Origin of the sequence: Streptomyces hygroscopicus (assembly GCF_026168105.1) — a bacterium.
Classification (GTDB): Bacteria; Actinomycetota; Actinomycetes; order Streptomycetales; family Streptomycetaceae; genus Streptomyces; species Streptomyces hygroscopicus_D.
Map to the genome: position 1 here is coordinate 1 of NZ_LBMW01000025.1, position 20,007 is coordinate 20,007.

Annotated in this window: 14 protein-coding genes, 2 rRNA genes and 1 pseudogene; 7 read left to right on the plus strand and 10 right to left on the minus strand. The window is 66.6% G+C overall.

Features of this window, described 5'->3' with window-relative positions; all coding sequences use genetic code 11:
• Window positions 1-21: 21 nt before the first annotated feature.
• The 3 genes from AAW14_RS22990 to AAW14_RS23000 all read right to left on the minus strand — a co-directional run bounded on the left by AAW14_RS22990 (window position 22) and on the right by AAW14_RS23000 (window position 6,154).
• Window positions 22-3,144 (minus strand): 23S ribosomal RNA (locus AAW14_RS22990).
• A 310-nt stretch (window positions 3,145-3,454) separates the two neighbouring features.
• Window positions 3,455-4,982, minus strand: a 16S ribosomal RNA gene (locus tag AAW14_RS22995).
• Together the 16S and 23S rRNA genes form the textbook arrangement of a ribosomal RNA operon.
• A 530-nt stretch (window positions 4,983-5,512) precedes the next feature.
• Window positions 5,513-6,154, minus strand: coding sequence for a DNA-3-methyladenine glycosylase (locus tag AAW14_RS23000; protein WP_265565821.1), 642 nt, complete (start codon window positions 6,152-6,154; stop codon window positions 5,513-5,515).
• Window positions 6,155-6,312: 158 nt separating this feature from the next.
• Between AAW14_RS23000 and AAW14_RS23005 the strand changes: the two genes are divergently transcribed.
• The 3 genes from AAW14_RS23005 (at window position 6,313) to AAW14_RS23015 (ending at window position 8,359) form a co-directional block, all read left to right on the plus strand.
• Window positions 6,313-7,098 (plus strand): sporulation protein, encoded by a 786-nt coding sequence (locus AAW14_RS23005; RefSeq protein ID WP_265565822.1) that lies wholly within the window; start codon window positions 6,313-6,315, stop codon window positions 7,096-7,098.
• Between the two features lie 49 nt (window positions 7,099-7,147).
• The gene (locus AAW14_RS23010; protein ID WP_265565823.1) at window positions 7,148-7,687 is read left to right on the plus strand and encodes a YbhB/YbcL family Raf kinase inhibitor-like protein; all 540 of its coding nucleotides are present in this window, start codon (window positions 7,148-7,150) and stop codon (window positions 7,685-7,687) included.
• Between the two features lie 165 nt (window positions 7,688-7,852).
• Window positions 7,853-8,359: an HNH endonuclease gene (locus AAW14_RS23015; RefSeq protein WP_265565824.1), complete on the plus strand. Its 507-nt coding sequence runs from the start codon at window positions 7,853-7,855 to the stop codon at window positions 8,357-8,359.
• A 111-nt stretch (window positions 8,360-8,470) separates the two neighbouring features.
• Here AAW14_RS23015 and AAW14_RS23020 read toward each other — a convergent pair whose 3' ends face one another.
• The 3 genes and pseudogenes from AAW14_RS23020 to AAW14_RS23030 form a co-directional block, all read right to left on the minus strand.
• Window positions 8,471-9,439 carry an SPFH domain-containing protein gene (locus tag AAW14_RS23020; protein ID WP_265565825.1) on the minus strand — a complete coding sequence of 323 codons (969 nt, stop codon included), beginning with the start codon at window positions 9,437-9,439 and terminating at the stop codon, window positions 8,471-8,473.
• Between the two features lie 133 nt (window positions 9,440-9,572).
• Window positions 9,573-10,001 carry an NfeD family protein gene (locus AAW14_RS23025; RefSeq protein WP_265565826.1) on the minus strand — a complete coding sequence of 143 codons (429 nt, stop codon included), beginning with the start codon at window positions 9,999-10,001 and terminating at the stop codon, window positions 9,573-9,575.
• Window positions 10,002-10,407: 406 nt separating this feature from the next.
• Window positions 10,408-11,127, minus strand: a pseudogene (locus AAW14_RS23030) (ABC transporter ATP-binding protein); the annotation flags it as partial.
• Here AAW14_RS23030 and AAW14_RS23035 point away from each other — a divergent pair.
• Complete coding sequence (locus AAW14_RS23035) at window positions 11,091-11,873, plus strand: hypothetical protein (protein ID WP_265565828.1); 783 nt, start codon at window positions 11,091-11,093, stop codon at window positions 11,871-11,873. The pseudogene AAW14_RS23030 and the gene AAW14_RS23035 sit on opposite strands and share 37 nt — an antisense overlap.
• A gap of 196 nt (window positions 11,874-12,069) precedes the next feature.
• Here AAW14_RS23035 and AAW14_RS23040 read toward each other — a convergent pair whose 3' ends face one another.
• The 3 genes from AAW14_RS23040 to AAW14_RS23050 form a co-directional block, all read right to left on the minus strand.
• Window positions 12,070-12,315, minus strand: a complete 246-nt coding sequence (locus AAW14_RS23040; protein WP_265565829.1) for a chaplin — start codon at window positions 12,313-12,315, stop codon at window positions 12,070-12,072.
• 175 nt (window positions 12,316-12,490) lie between these two features.
• The gene (locus AAW14_RS23045; protein ID WP_265565830.1) at window positions 12,491-13,132 is read right to left on the minus strand and encodes a response regulator; all 642 of its coding nucleotides are present in this window, start codon (window positions 13,130-13,132) and stop codon (window positions 12,491-12,493) included.
• A complete protein-coding gene (locus AAW14_RS23050) occupies window positions 13,125-14,270 on the minus strand; it encodes a GAF domain-containing sensor histidine kinase (RefSeq protein ID WP_265565831.1) in 1,146 nt (381 codons plus the stop codon). The genes AAW14_RS23045 and AAW14_RS23050 overlap by 8 nt, the downstream gene beginning before the upstream one ends.
• 187 nt (window positions 14,271-14,457) lie before the next feature.
• Between AAW14_RS23050 and AAW14_RS23055 the strand changes: the two genes are divergently transcribed.
• From AAW14_RS23055 to AAW14_RS23065, 3 genes are all read left to right on the plus strand, one after another.
• Window positions 14,458-15,153, plus strand: coding sequence for an SDR family NAD(P)-dependent oxidoreductase (locus AAW14_RS23055; protein WP_265565832.1), 696 nt, complete (start codon window positions 14,458-14,460; stop codon window positions 15,151-15,153).
• On the plus strand, window positions 15,150-16,304 hold the full coding sequence (locus AAW14_RS23060; protein ID WP_265565833.1) for an S-adenosylmethionine:tRNA ribosyltransferase-isomerase: 1,155 nt from the start codon (window positions 15,150-15,152) through the stop codon (window positions 16,302-16,304). The genes AAW14_RS23055 and AAW14_RS23060 overlap by 4 nt, the downstream gene beginning before the upstream one ends.
• 298 nt (window positions 16,305-16,602) lie before the next feature.
• Window positions 16,603-17,352: a transglycosylase SLT domain-containing protein gene (locus AAW14_RS23065; RefSeq protein WP_265565834.1), complete on the plus strand. Its 750-nt coding sequence runs from the start codon at window positions 16,603-16,605 to the stop codon at window positions 17,350-17,352.
• Window positions 17,353-17,441: 89 nt separating this feature from the next.
• Here AAW14_RS23065 and AAW14_RS23070 read toward each other — a convergent pair whose 3' ends face one another.
• Window positions 17,442-19,955 carry an FHA domain-containing protein gene (locus tag AAW14_RS23070; protein WP_265565835.1) on the minus strand — a complete coding sequence of 838 codons (2,514 nt, stop codon included), beginning with the start codon at window positions 19,953-19,955 and terminating at the stop codon, window positions 17,442-17,444.
• Between the last annotated feature and the right edge of the window lie 52 nt (window positions 19,956-20,007).

Genomic DNA, 20,007 nt, shown 5'->3' on the forward strand with positions numbered 1-20,007 from the left:
ACACAGTGGACGCGAGCAACTGAGGACAAGCCCTCGGCCTATTAGTACCAGTCAACTCCACCGGTCACCCGGCTTCCATATCTGGCCTATCAACCCAGTCGTCTACTGGGAGCCTTACCCCATCAAGTGGGTGGGAGTCCTCATCTCGAAGCAGGCTTCCCGCTTAGATGCTTTCAGCGGTTATCCCTCCCGAACGTAGCCAACCAGCCATGCCCTTGGCAGAACAACTGGCACACCAGAGGTTCGTCCGTCCCGGTCCTCTCGTACTAGGGACAGCCCTTCTCAAGACTCCTACGCGCACAGCGGATAGGGACCGAACTGTCTCACGACGTTCTAAACCCAGCTCGCGTACCGCTTTAATGGGCGAACAGCCCAACCCTTGGGACCGACTCCAGCCCCAGGATGCGACGAGCCGACATCGAGGTGCCAAACCATCCCGTCGATATGGACTCTTGGGGAAGATCAGCCTGTTATCCCCGGGGTACCTTTTATCCGTTGAGCGACGGCGCTTCCACAAGCCACCGCCGGATCACTAGTCCCGACTTTCGTCCCTGCTCGACCCGTCGGTCTCACAGTCAAGCTCCCTTGTGCACTTACACTCAACACCTGATTGCCAACCAGGCTGAGGGAACCTTTGGGCGCCTCCGTTACCCTTTAGGAGGCAACCGCCCCAGTTAAACTACCCATCAGACACTGTCCCCGATCCGGATCACGGACCCGGGTTAGACATCCAGCACGACCAGACTGGTATTTCAACGACGACTCCACCCGAACTGGCGTCCAGGCTTCACAGTCTCCCAGCTATCCTACACAAGCCGAACCGAACACCAATATCAAACTGTAGTAAAGGTCCCGGGGTCTTTCCGTCCTGCTGCGCGAAACGAGCATCTTTACTCGTAGTGCAATTTCACCGGGCCTATGGTTGAGACAGTCGAGAAGTCGTTACGCCATTCGTGCAGGTCGGAACTTACCCGACAAGGAATTTCGCTACCTTAGGATGGTTATAGTTACCACCGCCGTTTACTGGCGCTTAAGTTCTCAGCTTCGCCCACCCGAAAGTGAGCTAACCGGTCCCCTTAACGTTCCAGCACCGGGCAGGCGTCAGTCCGTATACATCGCCTTACGGCTTCGCACGGACCTGTGTTTTTAGTAAACAGTCGCTTCTCGCTGGTCTCTGCGGCCACCCCCAGCTCAGGAGGAAAACTCCATCACCAGGCGTGGCCCCCCTTCTCCCGAAGTTACGGGGGCATTTTGCCGAGTTCCTTAACCATAGTTCACCCGAACGCCTCGGTATTCTCTACCTGACCACCTGAGTCGGTTTAGGGTACGGGCCGCCATGAAACTCGCTAGAGGCTTTTCTCGACAGCATAGGATCATCCACTTCACCACAATCGGCTCGGCATCAGGTCTCACCCACAAGAGTGGCGGATTTACCTACCACTCGGGCTACACCCTTACCCCGGGACAACCACCGCCCGGGATGGACTACCTTCCTGCGTCACCCCATCACTCACCTACTACCAGCTCGGGCCACCGGCTCCACCACTCCCACCCACAGCAAAGCTGAGGGCAGGCGGCTTCACGGGCTTAGCATCACTGGATTCAATGTTTGACGCTTCACAGCGGGTACCGGAATATCAACCGGTTATCCATCGACTACGCCTGTCGGCCTCGCCTTAGGTCCCGACTTACCCTGGGCAGATCAGCTTGACCCAGGAACCCTTGGTCAATCGGCGCACACGTTTCTCACGTGTGAATCGCTACTCATGCCTGCATTCTCACTCGTCAACCGTCCACAACTACCTTCCGGTGCTGCTTCACCCGGCAGACGACGCTCCCCTACCCATCCGTACAGGCGTTAGCCCTCATGTACGAATGACACGACTTCGGCGGTACGCTTGAGCCCCGCTACATTGTCGGCGCGGAATCACTAGACCAGTGAGCTATTACGCACTCTTTCAAGGGTGGCTGCTTCTAAGCCAACCTCCTGGTTGTCTGTGCGACTCCACATCCTTTCCCACTTAGCGTACGCTTAGGGGCCTTAGTCGATGCTCTGGGCTGTTTCCCTCTCGACCATGGAGCTTATCCCCCACAGTCTCACTGCCGCGCTCTCACTTACCGGCATTCGGAGTTTGGCTAAGGTCAGTAACCCGGTAGGGCCCATCGCCTATCCAGTGCTCTACCTCCGGCAAGAAACACACGACGCTGCACCTAAATGCATTTCGGGGAGAACCAGCTATCACGGAGTTTGATTGGCCTTTCACCCCTAACCACAGGTCATCCCCCAGGTTTTCAACCCTGGTGGGTTCGGTCCTCCACGAAGTCTTACCTCCGCTTCAACCTGCCCATGGCTAGATCACTCCGCTTCGGGTCTTGAGCGTGCTACTCCACCGCCCTATTCGGACTCGCTTTCGCTACGGCTACCCCACCCGGGTTAACCTCGCAACACACCGCAAACTCGCAGGCTCATTCTTCAAAAGGCACGCAGTCACGAGACACCAGCAAGCTGATGTCCGACGCTCCCACGGCTTGTAGGCACACGGTTTCAGGTACTATTTCACTCCCCTCCCGGGGTACTTTTCACCATTCCCTCACGGTACTATCCGCTATCGGTCACCAGGGAATATTTAGGCTTAGCGGGTGGTCCCGCCAGATTCACACGGGATTTCTCGGGCCCCGTGCTACTTGGGTGTCTTCCAAACGAGCCGCTGACGTTTCGACTACGGGGGTCTTACCCTCTACGCCGGACCTTTCGCATGTCCTTCGTCTACATCAACGGTTTCTGACTCGTCCCACGGCCGGCAGACCGCAGAAGGAAAATCCCACAACCCCGTATACGCAACCCCTGCCGGGTCTCACACGCATACGGTTTGGCCTCATCCAGTTTCGCTCGCCACTACTCCCGGAATCACGGTTGTTTTCTCTTCCTGCGGGTACTGAGATGTTTCACTTCCCCGCGTTCCCTCCACACTGCCTATGTGTTCAGCAGCGGGTGACAGCCCATGACGACTGCCGGGTTTCCCCATTCGGAAACCCCCGGATCAAAGCCTGGTTGACGACTCCCCGGGGACTATCGTGGCCTCCCACGTCCTTCATCGGTTCCTGGTGCCAAGGCATCCACCGTGCGCCCTTAAAAACTTGGCCACAGATGCTCGCGTCCACTGTGCAGTTCTCAAACAACGACCAACCACCCGTCACCCTGCCGAAAAACCAGCAAGTTCACCGGGGCCGGCACCGAAGACAGACCACACGGCCATGCCCTCAGACACCCAACAGCGTGCCCGACACCCCCGCCCCTCACGGTCCGCGTTCCACGCTCCGAAGAGCAGTACTAACAACCCGAGTTGACGCAAGATGCCGAGTAGTCAACGTTCCACCCATGAGCAACCAGCACCAGACGTTCGCTGATGTACTGGCCCCTGACCAACCGGAGTTGGTGAGAAGTGCTCCTTAGAAAGGAGGTGATCCAGCCGCACCTTCCGGTACGGCTACCTTGTTACGACTTCGTCCCAATCGCCAGTCCCACCTTCGACAGCTCCCTCCCACAAGGGGTTGGGCCACCGGCTTCGGGTGTTACCGACTTTCGTGACGTGACGGGCGGTGTGTACAAGGCCCGGGAACGTATTCACCGCAGCAATGCTGATCTGCGATTACTAGCGACTCCGACTTCATGGGGTCGAGTTGCAGACCCCAATCCGAACTGAGACCGGCTTTTTGAGATTCGCTCCACCTCACGGTATCGCAGCTCATTGTACCGGCCATTGTAGCACGTGTGCAGCCCAAGACATAAGGGGCATGATGACTTGACGTCGTCCCCACCTTCCTCCGAGTTGACCCCGGCGGTCTCCCGTGAGTCCCCAGCACCACAAGGGCCTGCTGGCAACACGGGACAAGGGTTGCGCTCGTTGCGGGACTTAACCCAACATCTCACGACACGAGCTGACGACAGCCATGCACCACCTGTACACCGACCACAAGGGGGACCCTGTCTCCAGAGTTTTCCGGTGTATGTCAAGCCTTGGTAAGGTTCTTCGCGTTGCGTCGAATTAAGCCACATGCTCCGCCGCTTGTGCGGGCCCCCGTCAATTCCTTTGAGTTTTAGCCTTGCGGCCGTACTCCCCAGGCGGGGCACTTAATGCGTTAGCTGCGGCACGGACGACGTGGAATGTCGCCCACACCTAGTGCCCACCGTTTACGGCGTGGACTACCAGGGTATCTAATCCTGTTCGCTCCCCACGCTTTCGCTCCTCAGCGTCAGTATCGGCCCAGAGATCCGCCTTCGCCACCGGTGTTCCTCCTGATATCTGCGCATTTCACCGCTACACCAGGAATTCCGATCTCCCCTACCGAACTCTAGCCTGCCCGTATCGACTGCAGACCCGGGGTTAAGCCCCGGGCTTTCACAACCGACGTGACAAGCCGCCTACGAGCTCTTTACGCCCAATAATTCCGGACAACGCTTGCGCCCTACGTATTACCGCGGCTGCTGGCACGTAGTTAGCCGGCGCTTCTTCTGCAGGTACCGTCACTCTCGCTTCTTCCCTGCTGAAAGAGGTTTACAACCCGAAGGCCGTCATCCCTCACGCGGCGTCGCTGCATCAGGCTTTCGCCCATTGTGCAATATTCCCCACTGCTGCCTCCCGTAGGAGTCTGGGCCGTGTCTCAGTCCCAGTGTGGCCGGTCGCCCTCTCAGGCCGGCTACCCGTCGTCGCCTTGGTGAGCCACTACCTCACCAACAAGCTGATAGGCCGCGGGCTCATCCTGCACCGCCGGAGCTTTCCACCACCGGACCATGCGGTCAGTGGTTGTATCCGGTATTAGACCCCGTTTCCAGGGCTTGTCCCAGAGTGCAGGGCAGATTGCCCACGTGTTACTCACCCGTTCGCCACTAATCCCCGGCCGAAACCGGTTCATCGTTCGACTTGCATGTGTTAAGCACGCCGCCAGCGTTCGTCCTGAGCCAGGATCAAACTCTCCGTGAATGCTTTCCCCGTGATCGGGGCGAACACCACGAGAGCGGAACAGCCGGGAGGAATAGTCCCGACCGTTCACAGCGTCCTCGCTGTGTTTTACTTCAAAGGAACCTCGCCCCAGCAGAGCTGGAGACGGGGTATCAACATATCTGGCGTTGACTTTTGGCACGCTGTTGAGTTCTCAAGGAACGGACGCTTCCTTCGTACTCACCCGAGAGACTCTCTCAGGCTTTCCTCCGGGCGCTTCCCTTCGGTGTTCCCGACTCTATCAGACCTTTTCTCGATCCGATTCCCTGTCGGCGGGATTTGTCTTGAACCCGAGGCTTTTCGCCTCTCGGCCTTTCGACATTCACTACGTTAGCCGATTCCTGCCGGAGCTCATAATCGAGCCCCGCGAGTTCGAATTCGGGCATGCGGGCACGCCGAAAACGCCCTCTGCGAGGGAATCGTTATAGTGGGTAAACCGCTTCCGGCTGCCGGCGGAACGCCGTACCCGGTTCAAGCGGCTCGGGCTACATTACGCATCGCCCAGGAGCACGTCAACTTCGGCGCCGCCTCGGAGTGTGGGCCCTATAGGGGCTCACCGTCGGGTCGTTGGCGATCCAGAAGCGCCACAGGTGGATGCCTCCGTCCCCCGCGACTCCCGTGCGGGGACCATTGCGTACCTGGTCGGAGGGCACGGAAGTGCCGGTCAGGATGCGCAACGGCGTCTCCCCGGCGGCACACGCGTCCGTGCCGTCGAGGGCGCGGTCCACACCCAGGGCCGTCGCCAGGCGCGCGGGGCCTTTGGCCAGTTCTTTGTCGTTACGGGCCGAGAGTCGACGGGTCCGGGCGAGCTCGGCGCCCTCGGTGATCTCCCCGGCGCGCAGCAGTACGGCGCTCGCCCGGCCCTCCGGGCCGCACACCAGGTTCATGCAGTGCCACATGCCGTAGGTGAAGTAGACGTACACATGGCCGGGCGGACCGAACATCACGTCGTTGCGGGGTGTGCGGCCGCGATAGGCGTGGGAGCCGGGGTCGTTCGGGCCGTCGTAGGCCTCGACCTCCGTGAGGCGCAGTTCGATCGGACCGTCCGGGGTGCTGCGGACGAGGAGGCACCCCAGCAGGTCGGGGGCGACCTCCAGGACAGGGCGGTCGAAGAACTCCCTGGGGAGGGGCGTACGGTCGGGGGTCGCGATCATGGCGTACGAGCGTAGTCCAGATGGGTGCGTACCAAAGGGGTGGTCCAGAGTCCTCCCCCTTGGAAGGGTGGGGACGCGGGACCGGCCGGGGCCGGATCGCGTTTGTCGGGATCAATGATCCATGTGCGCGTCATGGTGTCGCCTGGGAAGGAAGATGCATGGGGTTCAAGCGGCTGCTCGCAAGTCTGGGAGCCGGCGGGGCTTCGGTCGAGACGGTGCTGACCGAGGTCAATGTCGTGCCGGGCGGTGTCGTCCAGGGTGAGGTGCGGATCCAGGGCGGGTCCGTGAACCAGGCGATCGAGGGCCTGAACGTCGGTTTGCAGGCCAAGGTCGAGGTCGAAGGGCACGACGACACGGAGTACAAGCAGGACATCGAGTTCACGAAGGTCCGGCTCGGGGGTGCCTTCGAACTCCAGGCGGGGGCCGTGCACGCCGTACCGTTCGGGCTCGAGATCCCGTGGGAGACCCCGGTCACCATGATCGACGGGCAGGCGCTGCGCGGAATGCACATCGGGGTGACGACGGAGCTGGAGATCGCGCGTGCCGTGGACTCCGGCGACCTGGACCCGATCCATGTGCACCCGCTGCCGGCGCAGAAGGCGATCCTGGACGCGTTCATCCGGCTGGGCTTCCGGTTCAAGAGCGCCGACATGGAGCGTGGTCACATCAGGGGCACGCGGCAGCGGTTGCCGTTCTACCAGGAGATCGAGTTCTTCCCGCCGTCGCAGTACCGTGGCCTGAACCAGGTGGAGTTGAGCTTCGTCGCGGACGAGCATGCGATGGACGTCGTGCTGGAGATGGACAAGAAGCCGGGTCTGTTCAGTGAGGGCAGCGATTCCTACCGTGCCTTCCAGGTGGGTGTGCACGACTTCCACGGCACGGACTGGGCCGCGTACCTCCACCAGTGGCTGTCGGAGGTCGGCAGCAAGCGCAGCTGGTTCTAGGCTCGGGAGCGACTGGAATCGGTTGATCCACTGACTGGGAGGTACCGAGGTGACCGAGTCCAAGAGGCGGCCACTGCCCCATGACTTCCATCCGTCCGTGCCGTCGTTCACGGTGACGAGCGAGGACGTCCAGCCGGGCGCCAGGCTCAAGGACGCTCAGGTCCACGCGGCCGGGAACACTTCGCCGCAGCTGCGGTGGGAAGGCTTCCCGCCGGAGACGAAGAGTTTCGCCGTGACCTGCTACGACCCGGACGCCCCGACGGGCAGCGGGTTCTGGCACTGGGTCCTGTTCGACATCCCGGCCTCGGTGACCGCGCTGCCCGCGGGTGCGGGCAGCGCGAAGTTCGAGGGGCTGCCCGAAGGTGCGGTCCATGCGCGCAACGACTACGGGACGAAGGACTTCGGCGGTGCCGCGCCGCCGCCCGGAGACGGTCCGCACCGGTATGTGTTCACGGTGTACGCGGTCGACCAGGAGAGGCTCGGTCCGGACTCGGACGCCTCTCCCGCGGTGGTCGGCTTCAATCTGCGGTTCCACTCGCTGGCGCGCGCCCAGCTCATCGGGGAGTACGAGAACCCGGCCCAGGGCTGACGTACACACCTCGGTGACTGACGTTCACTGAACGTTTGCCCGCCTCTGGTCTTGGAATTGATCAGAGGCGGGCAGTTTTTATTGCGTTGTCCATCTCGGCGCGCCCGTCCAGAGTTGATCCAAGCCCGCCAGGGAGTGGGCAGGTGCACACGGGAGGTGGGCTGGATGCGGGACACGCTGGTACTGAACGCGAGCTTCGAGCCGCTGTCGACGGTGACGCTGAACCGAGCCGTCGTTCTGGTGCTGCAGGCCAAGGCCGTCGTCGAGCAGTCCCACCCCGAACTCCGTATGAGGGGCGCGTATGTGGACATACCCGCGCCCCGGGTCATAAGGCTCTGCAGATACGTACGGGTGCCCTTCCGAAGACAAGCTCCATGGTCGAGGCGGGGTGTCCTGGTGCGGGACCGGCACAGGTGCGCGTACTGCGGGCGGCGGGCGACGACCGTGGACCACGTGGTGCCGCGGTCGCAGGGTGGTGCCGACACCTGGCTGAACACGGTGGCCTCGTGCGCCGAGGACAATCACCGCAAGGCGAATCGCACTCCGGAGCAGGCCGGAATGCCGCTGCTGCGGCAGCCGTTCGAGCCGACGCCCGCGGACGCGATGCTGCTGGCGCTCGGGCAGGACGAGTTCGAGGCGCTGCCGGAGTGGCTGTCGCAGGCGGCGGCGTAGGGCGCCCTCAGCGGCCTCTCGTTCGGCCGTGGCAGCCGCGAGTCGCGGAAATGGAATTGGGGCCCGCCTCCTTCGGGAAGCGGGCCCCAGTGTCGTACGACCGCTGTGGTGTCAGTCGATCGACGGCTTCTCGCGGCGCTCCGTGCTCGCGCCGCCGTGGTGGGTGGAGGACCCGGAGCCGCCGCCGTTGCCCGAACCCCCGCCCATCGGGCCGAAGTTGCCGATCGCGCCGGAGAGGCCCTTCAGAGCGTCGCCGATCTCGCTGGGGACGATCCAGAGCTTGTTGGCGTCGCCCTCGGCGATCTTCGGGAGCATCTGGAGGTACTGGTAGGAGAGCAGCTTCTGGTCGGGGTCGCCCGCGTGGATGGACTCGAAGACCGTACGGATCGCCTGGGCCTCGCCCTCGGCGCGCAGAGCGGCGGCCTTGGCCTCGCCCTCGGCGCGCAGGATCTGGGACTGCTTCTCGCCCTCGGCGGTGAGGATGGCGGCCTGGCGCGTACCTTCGGCGGTGAGGATCGCGGCGCGCTTGTCACGGTCGGCGCGCATCTGCTTCTCCATCGAGTCCTGGATGGAGGTGGGCGGCTCGATGGCCTTCAGCTCGACGCGGTTGACGCGGATGCCCCACTTGCCGGTGGCTTCGTCGAGGACGCCGCGCAGCGCCGCGTTGATCTCCTCGCGGGAGGTCAGGGTGCGTTCCAGGTCCATGCCGCCGATGATGTTGCGGAGCGTGGTGACGGTGAGCTGCTCGATCGCCTGGATGTAGCTGGCGACCTCGTAGGTGGCGGCCCGGGCGTCGGTCACCTGGTAGTAGATGACGGTGTCGATGTTGACGACCAGGTTGTCCTGGGTGATCACCGGCTGCGGCGGGAACGGCACGACCTGTTCGCGCAGGTCGATGCGGTTGCGGATGGAGTCGATGAACGGGACCACGATGTTCAGGCCGGCGTTCAGTGTCCGTGTGTAGCGGCCGAAGCGCTCGACGATGGCCGCGCTCGCCTGTGGAATGACCTGGATCGTCTTGATGAGGGCGATGAAGACCAACACCACCAGAATGATCAGGACGATGATGATCGGTTCCATCGTGAGTCCCCGTACCCCTTCTCCGCCTCGGCGCCCTGTGGAAGATCTTATGGTTGTTCAAGATCTTGCTGGTCGAGTCTGACAGACCCTCGCGTCCCCTGTGGGCTGTTCGGTTCAGTTGCGTCCTTCGAGGTCACATGACGATCGCTGTGGCCCCCTCGATGTCCACGACATCCACTTCCTGGCCTACTTCATAGGTGAGTTCGGTGTTGAGGGCGCGAGCCGACCAGATCTCTCCGGCGAGCTTGATCCGGCCGCCGTTGCCGTCCACGCGTTCCAGGACGACGGCCTGTCTGCCCTTCAACGCGTCGATGCCCGTGGCGAGTTGGGGTCGCTGGGCACCGTGCCGGGCGGCGATGGGCCGGACCACGGCGATGAGCGCGACCGAGACGACCGCGAAGACCACGACCTGGAGGACGGCGTCTCCGCCCAATCCCCCCACGACGGCGGCCGCGATGGCGCCCACCGCGAGCATGCCGAGCTCCGGCATCGCGGTGATCACGAGCCCGATGCCGAGCCCGGCCGCGCCGATCAGCCACCACAGCCACGCGTCGATGTTCACATGGTCATGGTAGGACCGCGGGTCGGTCGCGGACAGGGCGCCGATCCGACCGGAGGAGCTTCTTATCGGGTTTTGCCGACGGGCGGTTGACGGCTTTCCCGCGGGCGCACCCCGTGCGCCCGAGCGCGCGCCTCGGGTGTCAGGACAGGGGCAGGCCCTGGGCCGTCCAGCGCTCGCCGACCTGTTCGACGACGAGCGGGAGGCCGAAGCAGCGGGAGAGGTTGCGCGAGGTCAGCTCGAGCTCCAGCGGGCCCGCGGCGAGCACCTTGCCCTGGCGGATCATCAGGACGTGGGTGAAGCCGGGGGCGATCTCCTCGACATGGTGCGTGACCATGATCATGGAGGGGGCGATCGGGTCCCGGGCGAGGCGGCCGAGACGGCGTACGAGGTCCTCGCGGCCGCCGAGGTCGAGGCCGGCGGCGGGCTCGTCCAGGAGCAGCAGCTCGGGGTCGGACATCAGGGCGCGGGCGATGAGGGTGCGCTTGCGCTCGCCCTCGGAGAGGGTGCCGAACTTGCGGTCGAGGTACTCGTTCATGCCGAGGCGGTCCAGGAAGGCGCGGGCGCGCTGCTCGTCGACGTCCTCGTACTCCTCCTGCCAGCCGGCGGTCATGCCGTAGGCGGCGGTCAGCACGGTCTGCAGGACGGTCTGGCGCTTGGGGAGCTTCTCGGTCATGGCGATGCCGGCCATGCCGATGCGGGGGCGGAGCTCGAAGACGTCGGTGCCGGGCTTGCCGAGGGTCTCGCCGAGGATGGTGGCGGTGCCGTTGGTGGGGTAGAGGTAGCTGGAGGCGACGTTCAGGAGGGTCGTCTTGCCGGCGCCGTTCGGGCCGAGGATCACCCAGCGCTCGCCCTCCTTGACCGACCAGGAGACCTCCTCCACCAGAGCCCGGCCCTCACGGACCACGGATACGTCCTCCAGCTCCAGAACATCGCTCATGAGCGCGTTGTCTCCCCTTGCAGTGTGGCCAGTGTCGGCTCTCGCGTACGCCTGTGGGCGCGGTCCGCCACGCCGGTGGGCGCAGCCCCCCAAGAAATCTACGCCACCGGTCGCCCGGTCCATTCCATAGGCCCGGTCCTTAGGGTGGGGGCATGCTCTCGGAACCACGCTCAGGACGGCTGGCCGCATGGGGAAATGCACTGTTGGCCGGACTTGTTTCGCCGGATGACGCCGCGTCCGCCATCGTTGGGGAGGACGCGGTGCACCGGGTGGAGGGGCTGCCGGGTGAGTCGGCGCCCGTCGGTCTCACGCTCGCGCTGGGGCGGCTGCGGATGCTCGGGGTGAGCGGGCTGCGGGTGGCGCTGCCCGCGCCGGGACATCCGCTGGGGCTGAGCGGGCCGCCGGAGTTCAATGCCCGGGCGATGGAGGCCGAGGAGGCGGTGGTCTGCCACGGGGCCGCGTTCGGGCTGGTGCCGGAGGTGTACGAGGCCGGGCCGGACGGCGATGTGCACGTCGAGGTCGTCTGGCACTGTCTGTCCGTGCGGGAGGCGCCGCCCGCCGATGTGCCGTCGCTCGGGGAGGCCGAGCGGGAGCTGGCGGAGGCCCTGCGCGAGGCGACCGAGGCGCTGTCGCGGCTGGACGTGGCGGCGTCGGGACCGGTGGCCGAGGCGGCCATCGACGCGTACCGGGCGCGGGCGGAGCGGGGGCGGGAACTTCTGGCTCCGGGATATCCGCCGCGGGCCGTGCGGGTGCTCGAGCTGGCCCAGCGGGTGGGGCTGCTGATCTCGGTGGCGTACGACAACGGGCACGGGGGTGCGGTGAGTGCCTCCGAGATGTCCGCCCGGGCGCAGGCGCTGCGTCCGGTGGAGCGAACGGCCCGGCGAGCGCAGGTCGCGGCGTACAACTCCGTTGTGGAGGGGTGGGGGATGCGGTGATCGGGGGTTTTGTGTTGCCCTGCGGTCGGGGCACCGTCCCTGGGGGCTGTCGCCCCCAGTCTCCCGCTTCGGCCTGAACGGCCCTGGCCTCGAACGCCGGACAGGCTGGTTGGGGCCGGGCCGGCATGGGCATGTAACCGGCCTCCCGGACGTGGTCCGGGAGGCCGGTGTGGTCGAGGGTGGGTCCTCGACGGCGTCAGTCGTTGATGCCCAGGTTCCCGAAGGCCGGGTTCAGGACGCCGATCACGTTCACGGTGTTGCCGACCGCGTTCACGGGGATGTGGACCGGGGCCTGGATGACGTTGCCCGAGACGACACCCGGGGAGCCCACGGCTTTGCCGTCGGCGTGCGACCCCTCGGTGGCGGAGGCGAGGCCGGCACTGGCGGCGACCAGGCCACCGGCCACCATCGTGACGGCCACGGCCTTCTTCAGGTTCTTCACTTCTGAGCCCTCTCCTTGCGATCACTGCGCGGCAGGCGCCGCAGCACGCCTTGGAGAACGCCCGGACTCCCCCGAGGATGCGCCGTTCGGGGGACGTACACCCGACGGTATGAATCTCAGCCCGGCGCGGAACCTTCCCTTGCCGTGCGGATCGCGGATGGCCTGTGACTCCTGGTCAGCCGTCCACCCCGTGCCGTACGGCCCACAGGGCGGCCTGGGTGCGGTCCGCCAGGTCGAGCTTCATCAGGATGTTCGAGACATGGGTCTTGACCGTCTTCTCGGAGAGGACCAGGGCGCGGGCGATTTCTCGGTTCGAGCGGCCGTCCGCGATCAGAGCCAGCACCTCGCGCTCCCGCTCGGTGAGGGAACCCGCCCTGCCCTGGCCCGCGTTGGCCTCCTCCTGCGACAGCAGCGCGCCCGCGACCTCCGGCTGGAGGAGAATGTGCCCGGCGTGCACCGACCGGATGGCCCCGGCGAGCGCGTCGGGGTCCACGTCCTTGTAGACGTAACCGGCCGCTCCTGCGCGCAGCGCGGGGACCACCGTGCGCTGCTCGGTGAAGCTGGTGACGATCAGCACGCGCGCGGGGTTGTCGAGCTCGCGGAGCTTGCGCAGCGCGTCGATGCCGTCCATGCCCGGCATCTTGACGTCCATGAGGACGACGTCGGGTTTCAGCTCCTCGGCCCGGGCGACTCCTTCGGCTCCGTCGGAGGCCTCTCCGACGACCTCGATGTCGTCCTGCACTTCCAGGAAGGTACGAAGACCGCGGCGGACCACTTGGTGGTCGTCGACGAGCAGCACCTTGATTGCGTCAGCCACCAGGGACCTCCATCTCGATCGTGGTGCCCTTCCCGGGCGCCGATTCCACGGTCAGCGTGCCACCGACCCCGCCGGCCCGGTCACGCATGGAGACCAGTCCCAGGTGGCGCCCCGCGCGGCGTGTCACGTTGGGCTCGAAACCGCTGCCGTCGTCCATGACCCGCAGGACGACGGCCGGTCCGCGCTTCTCGAGGGCCACATCGACCCGCTCGGCACCGGAGTGCCGCAGGGCGTTGTGCAGGGCTTCCTGGGCGACGCGCAGGAGTGCCTCCTCCTGGCCGGCCGGGAGTGCGCGGACACCGCAGCTGGTGAAGGTCACGCGCGCGGTGTGAGCGCGGTCGAGGACCTGTATCTGGGTGCGCAAGGTGGCGACCAGACCATCCTCGTCGAGGCCCGCGGGGCGCAACTCGACGACGGCGGCGCGCAGTTCGTCCGCGGCTTCCGCGGCGAGCGCCGCCACCTGCTGCAGCTCCCCCTTGGCTCGGCCCGGGTCACGGTCGACCAGGGCGGCGGCGGCCTGGGCGGTGAGCCTCAGGGAGAAGAGCTTCTGGCTGACCGCGTCGTGCAGTTCGTGGGCAAGCCGGGAGCGCTCCTCGGCGATGGTCAGCTCCCGGCTGCGCTCGTACAGCCGGGCGTTGGTGAGGGCGATCGCGGCGTGCTGGGCGAGGATCGAGAGCAGTTCCTCGTCGGCCTCGGTGAAGCCGCAGCCGCCCCGGGGCTTCGAGCACCGCTTGTTGGCAAGGAACAGCGCGCCGATGATCTCGTCGCCGTCGCGAATGGGCAGGCCCAGGAAGTCGGACATCTCGGGATGGGCGCTCGGCCAGCCCTCGAAGCGGGGGTCCCTGCGGACGTCGGCGAGCCGCTCGGGCTTCGCCTCGTGCAGCATCGCCGCCAGGATGCCGTGCTGGCGCGGGAGCGGTCCGATCGCTCTCCACTGCTGTTCGCTGACGCCGTCCACCACGAACTGGGCGAAGCCCCCGTGGTCGTCCGGGACGCCCAGCGCCGCGTACTCCGCGTCGAGCAGCTCGCGGGCGGAGGCGACGATCGTCTTGAGGACGTCGCGCACCTCGAGGTGCCTGCTCATGGCCAGCAGCGCGGAGCTCACCGCGTACAGGCCCGACCGGGGTCCATGGCTCATGACCTCACCGTACCGGCGCGGTGTGACAGCGCGTATCCGACCTGTGGCGGCCGGGCCTGGTCCGGTGGGCCTAGGGCGAAGGGCCCCGGTTCTTTGCGGCCCGCGTCCGAGGCGGCCGGGAAGGTGCCGTTCCTACGTTGAGGTCACCGCCGATCACCGGCGGCCCAGGGACGAGGGGACGGTAATCATGCCGGTTGCGATCATCACGGGGGCTTCGAAGGGGCTGGGGCGGGCGCTGGGCGCGGCGCTGGCGGAGCGGGGTTGGGACCTGGTGCTGGACGCCAGGACCGCAGAGGTCCTCGAGGAGACGGCCAGGGCCCTGTCCGGTTCCGGGGCGCGCGTGACGGCTGTGCCGGGGGACGTCACGGACGCCGGGCACCGGGGCGAGCTGGTCGCCGCGGCCCGCAGGCTGGGCGGGCTCGACCTGCTGGTGCACAACGCGAGCGCGCTGGGCGCGGAGCCGCTGGTGCGGCTGGAGGAGCTGGCACTGGACGGGCTGCGGCGGGCGCTCGAGGTGAACGCGGTCGCCGCGCTGGGCCTCGTCCAGGAGGCGCTGCCGCTGCTGCGGGAGTCGGGCGTGGGAGCGCTGATCACCATCAGCTCGGACGCGGCGGCCGAGGCCTACGAGACCTGGGGCGGGTACGGCGCGTCGAAGGCGGCCCTTGACCATCTGGCGGCGGTGCTCGGAGAGGAGGAGCGCGGGCTGCGGGTGTGGGCGGTCGACCCGGGGGACATGGCCACGGACCTGTACGCGGCGGCCGTACCGGACGACGACGGTCCGCGGCCGGCACCGCGGAGCGTGGTGCCCGCCTTCCTCAGGCTGCTGGACGAGCGTCCGGCGAGCGGCCGCTACGGTGCGACCTCCCTGCTGGAGCAGCGATGACCTTCGACTCCCCGACGTCCGGGGCGGTGCGTGTTCCGGAGGAGCTGTCGGCGCGGGTTCCGGCCGAGCAGCGCGGGCCGGGTCTGGGCCGGGACTCCGTGCGGCTGCTGGTCTCGCGCGGCACCGAGGTGTCGCACCACGCGTTCGTGGACCTGCCACGGCTCCTGCGGGCCGGGGACCTGCTCGTCGTCAACACCTCTCCGACGCTGGCGGCCGCGGTGGACGGGCGGATCGGGCACGCGCGCGTGGTCGTGCACTTCTCGACCCGCGGGGACGACGGGCGGTGGGCCGTCGAGCTGCGTGATCCGGACGGGCTGGGCACCACGCGCGCGCGTGCGGGCGGGCCCCCGGGAGCAGAGGTGCGGCTTCCGGGCGGGCGGCGACTCGTCCTGGAGGAGGCCCTGTCGGAGCGGGGGGACCGGCTGTGGTGGGCCCGCCCGTCGGATCCGGACGTGGGAGGACTGATGGACCGGCACGGGCGTCCCATTCGCTACTCCTACACGGAGCGGGACCAGCCGCTGTCCGTCCACCAGACGGTGTTCGCGTTGCCTTCCGCGCACGGCGTGGGCAGTGCGGAGATGCCGAGCGCGGCGCGGCCCTTCACCGAGCGGATGGTGGCGGAGCTGGTGAGCCGAGGGGTGCTTTTCGCGCCGATCACCCTGCACACGGGGGTGGCGTCGGCCGAGGCGCACGAGCCGCCGTACCCGGAGCGCTTCGCGGTGCCGGAGGCGTCGGCTCGGCTCATCAACGCGGTGAAGGCCGATCGAGCAAGGCGCGAGGCGCTTCGCTGGAGGGGTCGTGGCGGGAGAGGGGCGGGCGGGCGGGTCGTCGCGGTGGGTACGACGGCCGTGCGGGCGGTGGAGTCGGCGGTGGGCGCCGACGGTGTCGTACGGGCGCGAGAGGGCTGGACGGATCTGGTGGTGACCCCCGAGCGCGGGGTGCGGGTGGTGGACGGGCTGCTGACCGGGCTGCACGAGCCGGAGGCGTCGCATCTGCTGATGCTGGAGGCGGTGGCGGGGCGGACCGCGATCGACCGTGGTTACGAGGAGGCTCTGGCCGGGCGGTACCTGTGGCACGAGTTCGGTGACACTCACCTCATCTTGCCGCCGGAGGGGCATCACACAGAGCATTGCTTCAGCAACTGCTTGTGAAACCGATGTGTCCTGGATGTGAAGCCGCGCATAGGACGCAGGTCACGTACGACGCTCCATAGGAGATAAAGAAGTACCTTATGAACGGGGAAGACAGGGTGATCTGTCCGGTTTTACCCCACCTGGTCGCACTATCACGGATAGTACGTCACGTCTTTGCCTAGAGTTTTTGCGGCCGCTAAGAATTGCTGCCGTCGCTCGGCGCCGCGGGTGCTTACCCACGGCGCTTGTGCTGGAAACACCTGTTCCCGCCGGCACCAGAGCGACCTCCGCGCAATTCGAAGAGGTCCATTACTTGATGCCCCAGAACATCCGCCTGCCCCAGAAGCTTCGCGATCGTAGCCGTGCGCTGACCAAGGCCCAGCAGGCCTCGATCGCCGGTGTGGCCGCCCTCGGTGTCGCCGCCCTCGCGCTCACCGCCGCACCGAGCCAGGCCGAGACCCCGGCCAAGCAGGCGAGCGTCGTCTCCGCAGCGGTGACGCTCGGCAACCAGCCGGCCAAGGGCTACCAGGTCGCCGTCACCGACCAGCTGGCCCCCTCCGCCCTGAAGGCCGAGGCGATCGCCGCGAAGCAGAAGGCCGCCGTCGAGGCCGCCGCCAAGCAGCACGCCGCTCAGCAGGCAGCCCAGCAGGCGGCGCAGAAGGCCGCGGAGCAGCACAGGGCGCAGGCGGCCTCGAGCCGCTCGGCCCAGCGCCCCCAGGTCCAGCAGGCCGCCCCCCAGTCCTACGCCAACAACCTCGACGGCTGGATCCACCAGGCGCTCGACATCATGGCGCAGAAGGGCATCCCGGGCTCCTACAACGGCCTGTACCGCAACATCATGCGGGAGTCCTCGGGCAACCCGACGGCCATCAACAACTGGGACGTCAACGCCGCCAACGGCATCCCGTCCAAGGGTCTGCTCCAGGTGATCGACCCGACCTTCAACGCGTACCACGTGTCCGGCACCTCGTCGAACATCTACGACCCGGTGGCGAACATCACGGCTGCGGCCAACTACGCGGCTCACCGGTACGGCTCCATCGACAACGTCAACAGCGCGTACTGAGGCAGCGCGGGCCTCTACTCGCACAGACAGATGGACAGAAGGGCGGCACCCCTGCCGGGTGCCGCCCTTCGGCGTCGTCGGACGGACGACTAGTTCCGCATTACTTCGGGCTCGTGCCGACGCAGGAACCGGGCCACGAGGAAGCCGCAGATAGCACCCAGGGCGATCAGGGCGGCCATGTCCAGGGTCCAGGCCGCCGCCGTGTGGTTCCACAGCGGGTCCGTGCTGGTCGGGTCGTCCGTGTTCGGGGAGATGTTGTTGAAGTCCAGCGTCGCACCGGCGGCTCCGACCGCCCAGCGTGAGGGCATCAGATACGAGAACTCGTTGACGCCGAGGGTGCCGTGCAGGGTGAAGAGGCAGCCGGTGAAGACGACCTGGATGATCGCGAACATGACCAGTAGCGGCATCGTCTTCTCGGCCGTCTTCACGAGCGCCGAGATGACCAGCCCGAACATCATCGACGTGAAGCCCAGCGCCATGATCGGCAGGCACAGCTCGAACAGCGTGGCGTTGCCGAGGACGACGCCCTCCGCAGGGATCTCACGACTGGAGAAGCCGATAACGCCGACCATGAGGCCCTGCAGCACGGTCACGGCACCGAGGACGATCACCTTCGACATCAGGTACGCGGAGCGGGACAGTCCGGTGGCGCGCTCGCGTTCGTAGATGACCCGTTCCTTGATCAGCTCACGGACGGAGTTGGCGGCGCCCGCGAAGCACGCGCCGACCGCGAGGATCAGCAGGACCGTGGTGGCCGTGCCGTTCGGGATGTGGATTCCGGTCCTGGGGTTGACCGGGCCGACCAGCAGACCCCTCTTGTGGTCGATGAGCAGGCTGACCGCGCCGAGCACCGCCGGCAGGATCACCGTCAGCGCCAGGAAGCCCTTGTCGGAGGCGATGACCGCGACGTACCGCCGGACCAGGGTGACGAGCTGGGACAGCCAGCCCTGCGGCTTGGGTGGCTTGATCGCCTGCGGCGGCGGCATGTGCACCGACTGCGGGGCGACGGCGTCGATATCCGCGGCGTACATCTGGTAGTGCTGCGAGCCCTTCCAGCGGCCCGCCCAGTCGTAGTCGCGGTAGTTCTCGAAGGCGGAGAAGACATCCGCCCATGTCTCGTAGCCGAAGAAGTTCAGTGCCTCCTCGGGCGGACCGAAGTAGGCGACGGACCCGCCGGGCGCCATCACCAGCAGCTTGTCGCACAGCGCCAGTTCGGCCACGGAGTGGGTGACGACGAGGACCGTACGGCCGTCGTCGGCCAGGCCGCGCAGCAGCTGCATGACGTCGCGGTCCATGCCCGGGTCGAGGCCGGAGGTCGGCTCGTCCAGGAAGATCAGCGACGGCTTGGTGAGCAGCTCCAGGGCCACCGACACACGCTTGCGCTGGCCGCCGGAGAGGGAGGTGACCTTCTTCTCCTTGTGGATGTCCAGCTTCAGCTCACGCAGCACCTCGTCGATGCGGGCCTCGCGCTCCGCGGCCGTGGTGTCGGCGGGGAAGCGCAGCTTGGCCGCGTACTTGAGAGCCTTCTTGACGCTGAGTTCCTTGTGCAGGATGTCGTCCTGCGGGACGAGACCGATGCGCTGGCGCAGCTCGGCGAACTGCTTGTACAGGTTCCGGTTGTCGTAGAGGACATCGCCCTGGTTGGCGGGCCGGTAGCCGGTGAGCGCCTTCAGCAGCGTCGACTTGCCGGAGCCGGACGGGCCGATGACCGCGACCAGCGACTTCTCCGGGACGCCGAAGGAGACGTCCTTGAGGATCTGCTTGCCGCCGTCGACCGTGACGGTGAGGTGGCGGGCGGAGAAGGAGACCTCCCCGGTGTCGACGAACTCCTCGAGCCGGTCGCCGACCAGGCGGAACGTCGAATGGCCGACGCCGACGATGTCGTTCGGGCCGAGGAGCGCCGAGCCGCCCTTGCCGATCGGCATGCCGTTGACGAACGTGCCGTTGTGCGAGCCGAGGTCACGGATCTCGAACCGGCCGTCGGGCGTGGCGTGGAACTCGGCGTGGTGGCGGGAGACCTGCAGGTCGGAGACGACCAGCTCGTTCTCCAGCGCACGACCGATGCGCATCACACGGCCGAGGGCGAGTTGGTGGAACGTCGTCGGGCTGCGGTCGCCGTACACCGGCGGCGCCCCCGCGCCGACACCGGGTCCCTGCTGCTGCGGGATCTGCGGAACGGCCTGCTGCGGCTGCGGCCGGCCCTGCTCGGGCGCCTGCTGCTGCGGGGTCTGCTGCGCCCAGCCGGCGTGCGCGCCCTGGGCCGCGTACGGCTGCTGGGCGGGCTGCGCCTGCGGAGCGGCGACCGCGGCCGCGGCGCCGGACAGGCTCAGACGCGGCCCGTCGGTCGCGTTGCCCAGATGCACCGCCGAGCCCGGGCCGATCTCCAGTTGCTGGATCCGCTGGCCCCGCACGAACGTGCCGTTGGTACTGCCGTGGTCCTCGACGACCCAACTGCGGCCGTTCCAGCTGATCGTGGCGTGGCGCCAGGAAACCCTGGCGTCGTCGAGGACGATGTCTCCCTGCGGATCGCGTCCGAGGGTGTATGACCTGGACGCGTCCAGCGTCCAGGTGCGTCCGTTCAATTCGAGTACGAGTTCAGGCACTCCATGCCCCACTGAGTTGTCCCCCGAGTTACCCCCATCACAGGGAGTCTAG

What these genes read in the sequence shown, in the direction of transcription:
- AAW14_RS23000 (WP_265565821.1), bottom strand. Translation starts at nt 6,154, where the DNA reads ATGATCGCGACCCCCGACCGTACGCCCCTCCCCAGGGAGTTCTTCGAC.
- AAW14_RS23055 (WP_265565832.1), top strand. Translation starts at nt 14,458, where the DNA reads ATGCCGGTTGCGATCATCACGGGGGCTTCGAAGGGGCTGGGGCGGGCG.
- AAW14_RS23065 (WP_265565834.1), top strand. Translation starts at nt 16,603, where the DNA reads ATGCCCCAGAACATCCGCCTGCCCCAGAAGCTTCGCGATCGTAGCCGT.
- AAW14_RS23020 (WP_265565825.1), bottom strand. Translation starts at nt 9,439, where the DNA reads ATGGAACCGATCATCATCGTCCTGATCATTCTGGTGGTGTTGGTCTTC.
- AAW14_RS23005 (WP_265565822.1), top strand. Translation starts at nt 6,313, where the DNA reads ATGGGGTTCAAGCGGCTGCTCGCAAGTCTGGGAGCCGGCGGGGCTTCG.
- AAW14_RS23035 (WP_265565828.1), top strand. Translation starts at nt 11,091, where the DNA reads ATGCTCTCGGAACCACGCTCAGGACGGCTGGCCGCATGGGGAAATGCA.
- AAW14_RS23015 (WP_265565824.1), top strand. Translation starts at nt 7,853, where the DNA reads ATGCGGGACACGCTGGTACTGAACGCGAGCTTCGAGCCGCTGTCGACG.
- AAW14_RS23050 (WP_265565831.1), bottom strand. Translation starts at nt 14,270, where the DNA reads ATGAGCCATGGACCCCGGTCGGGCCTGTACGCGGTGAGCTCCGCGCTG.
- AAW14_RS23060 (WP_265565833.1), top strand. Translation starts at nt 15,150, where the DNA reads ATGACCTTCGACTCCCCGACGTCCGGGGCGGTGCGTGTTCCGGAGGAG.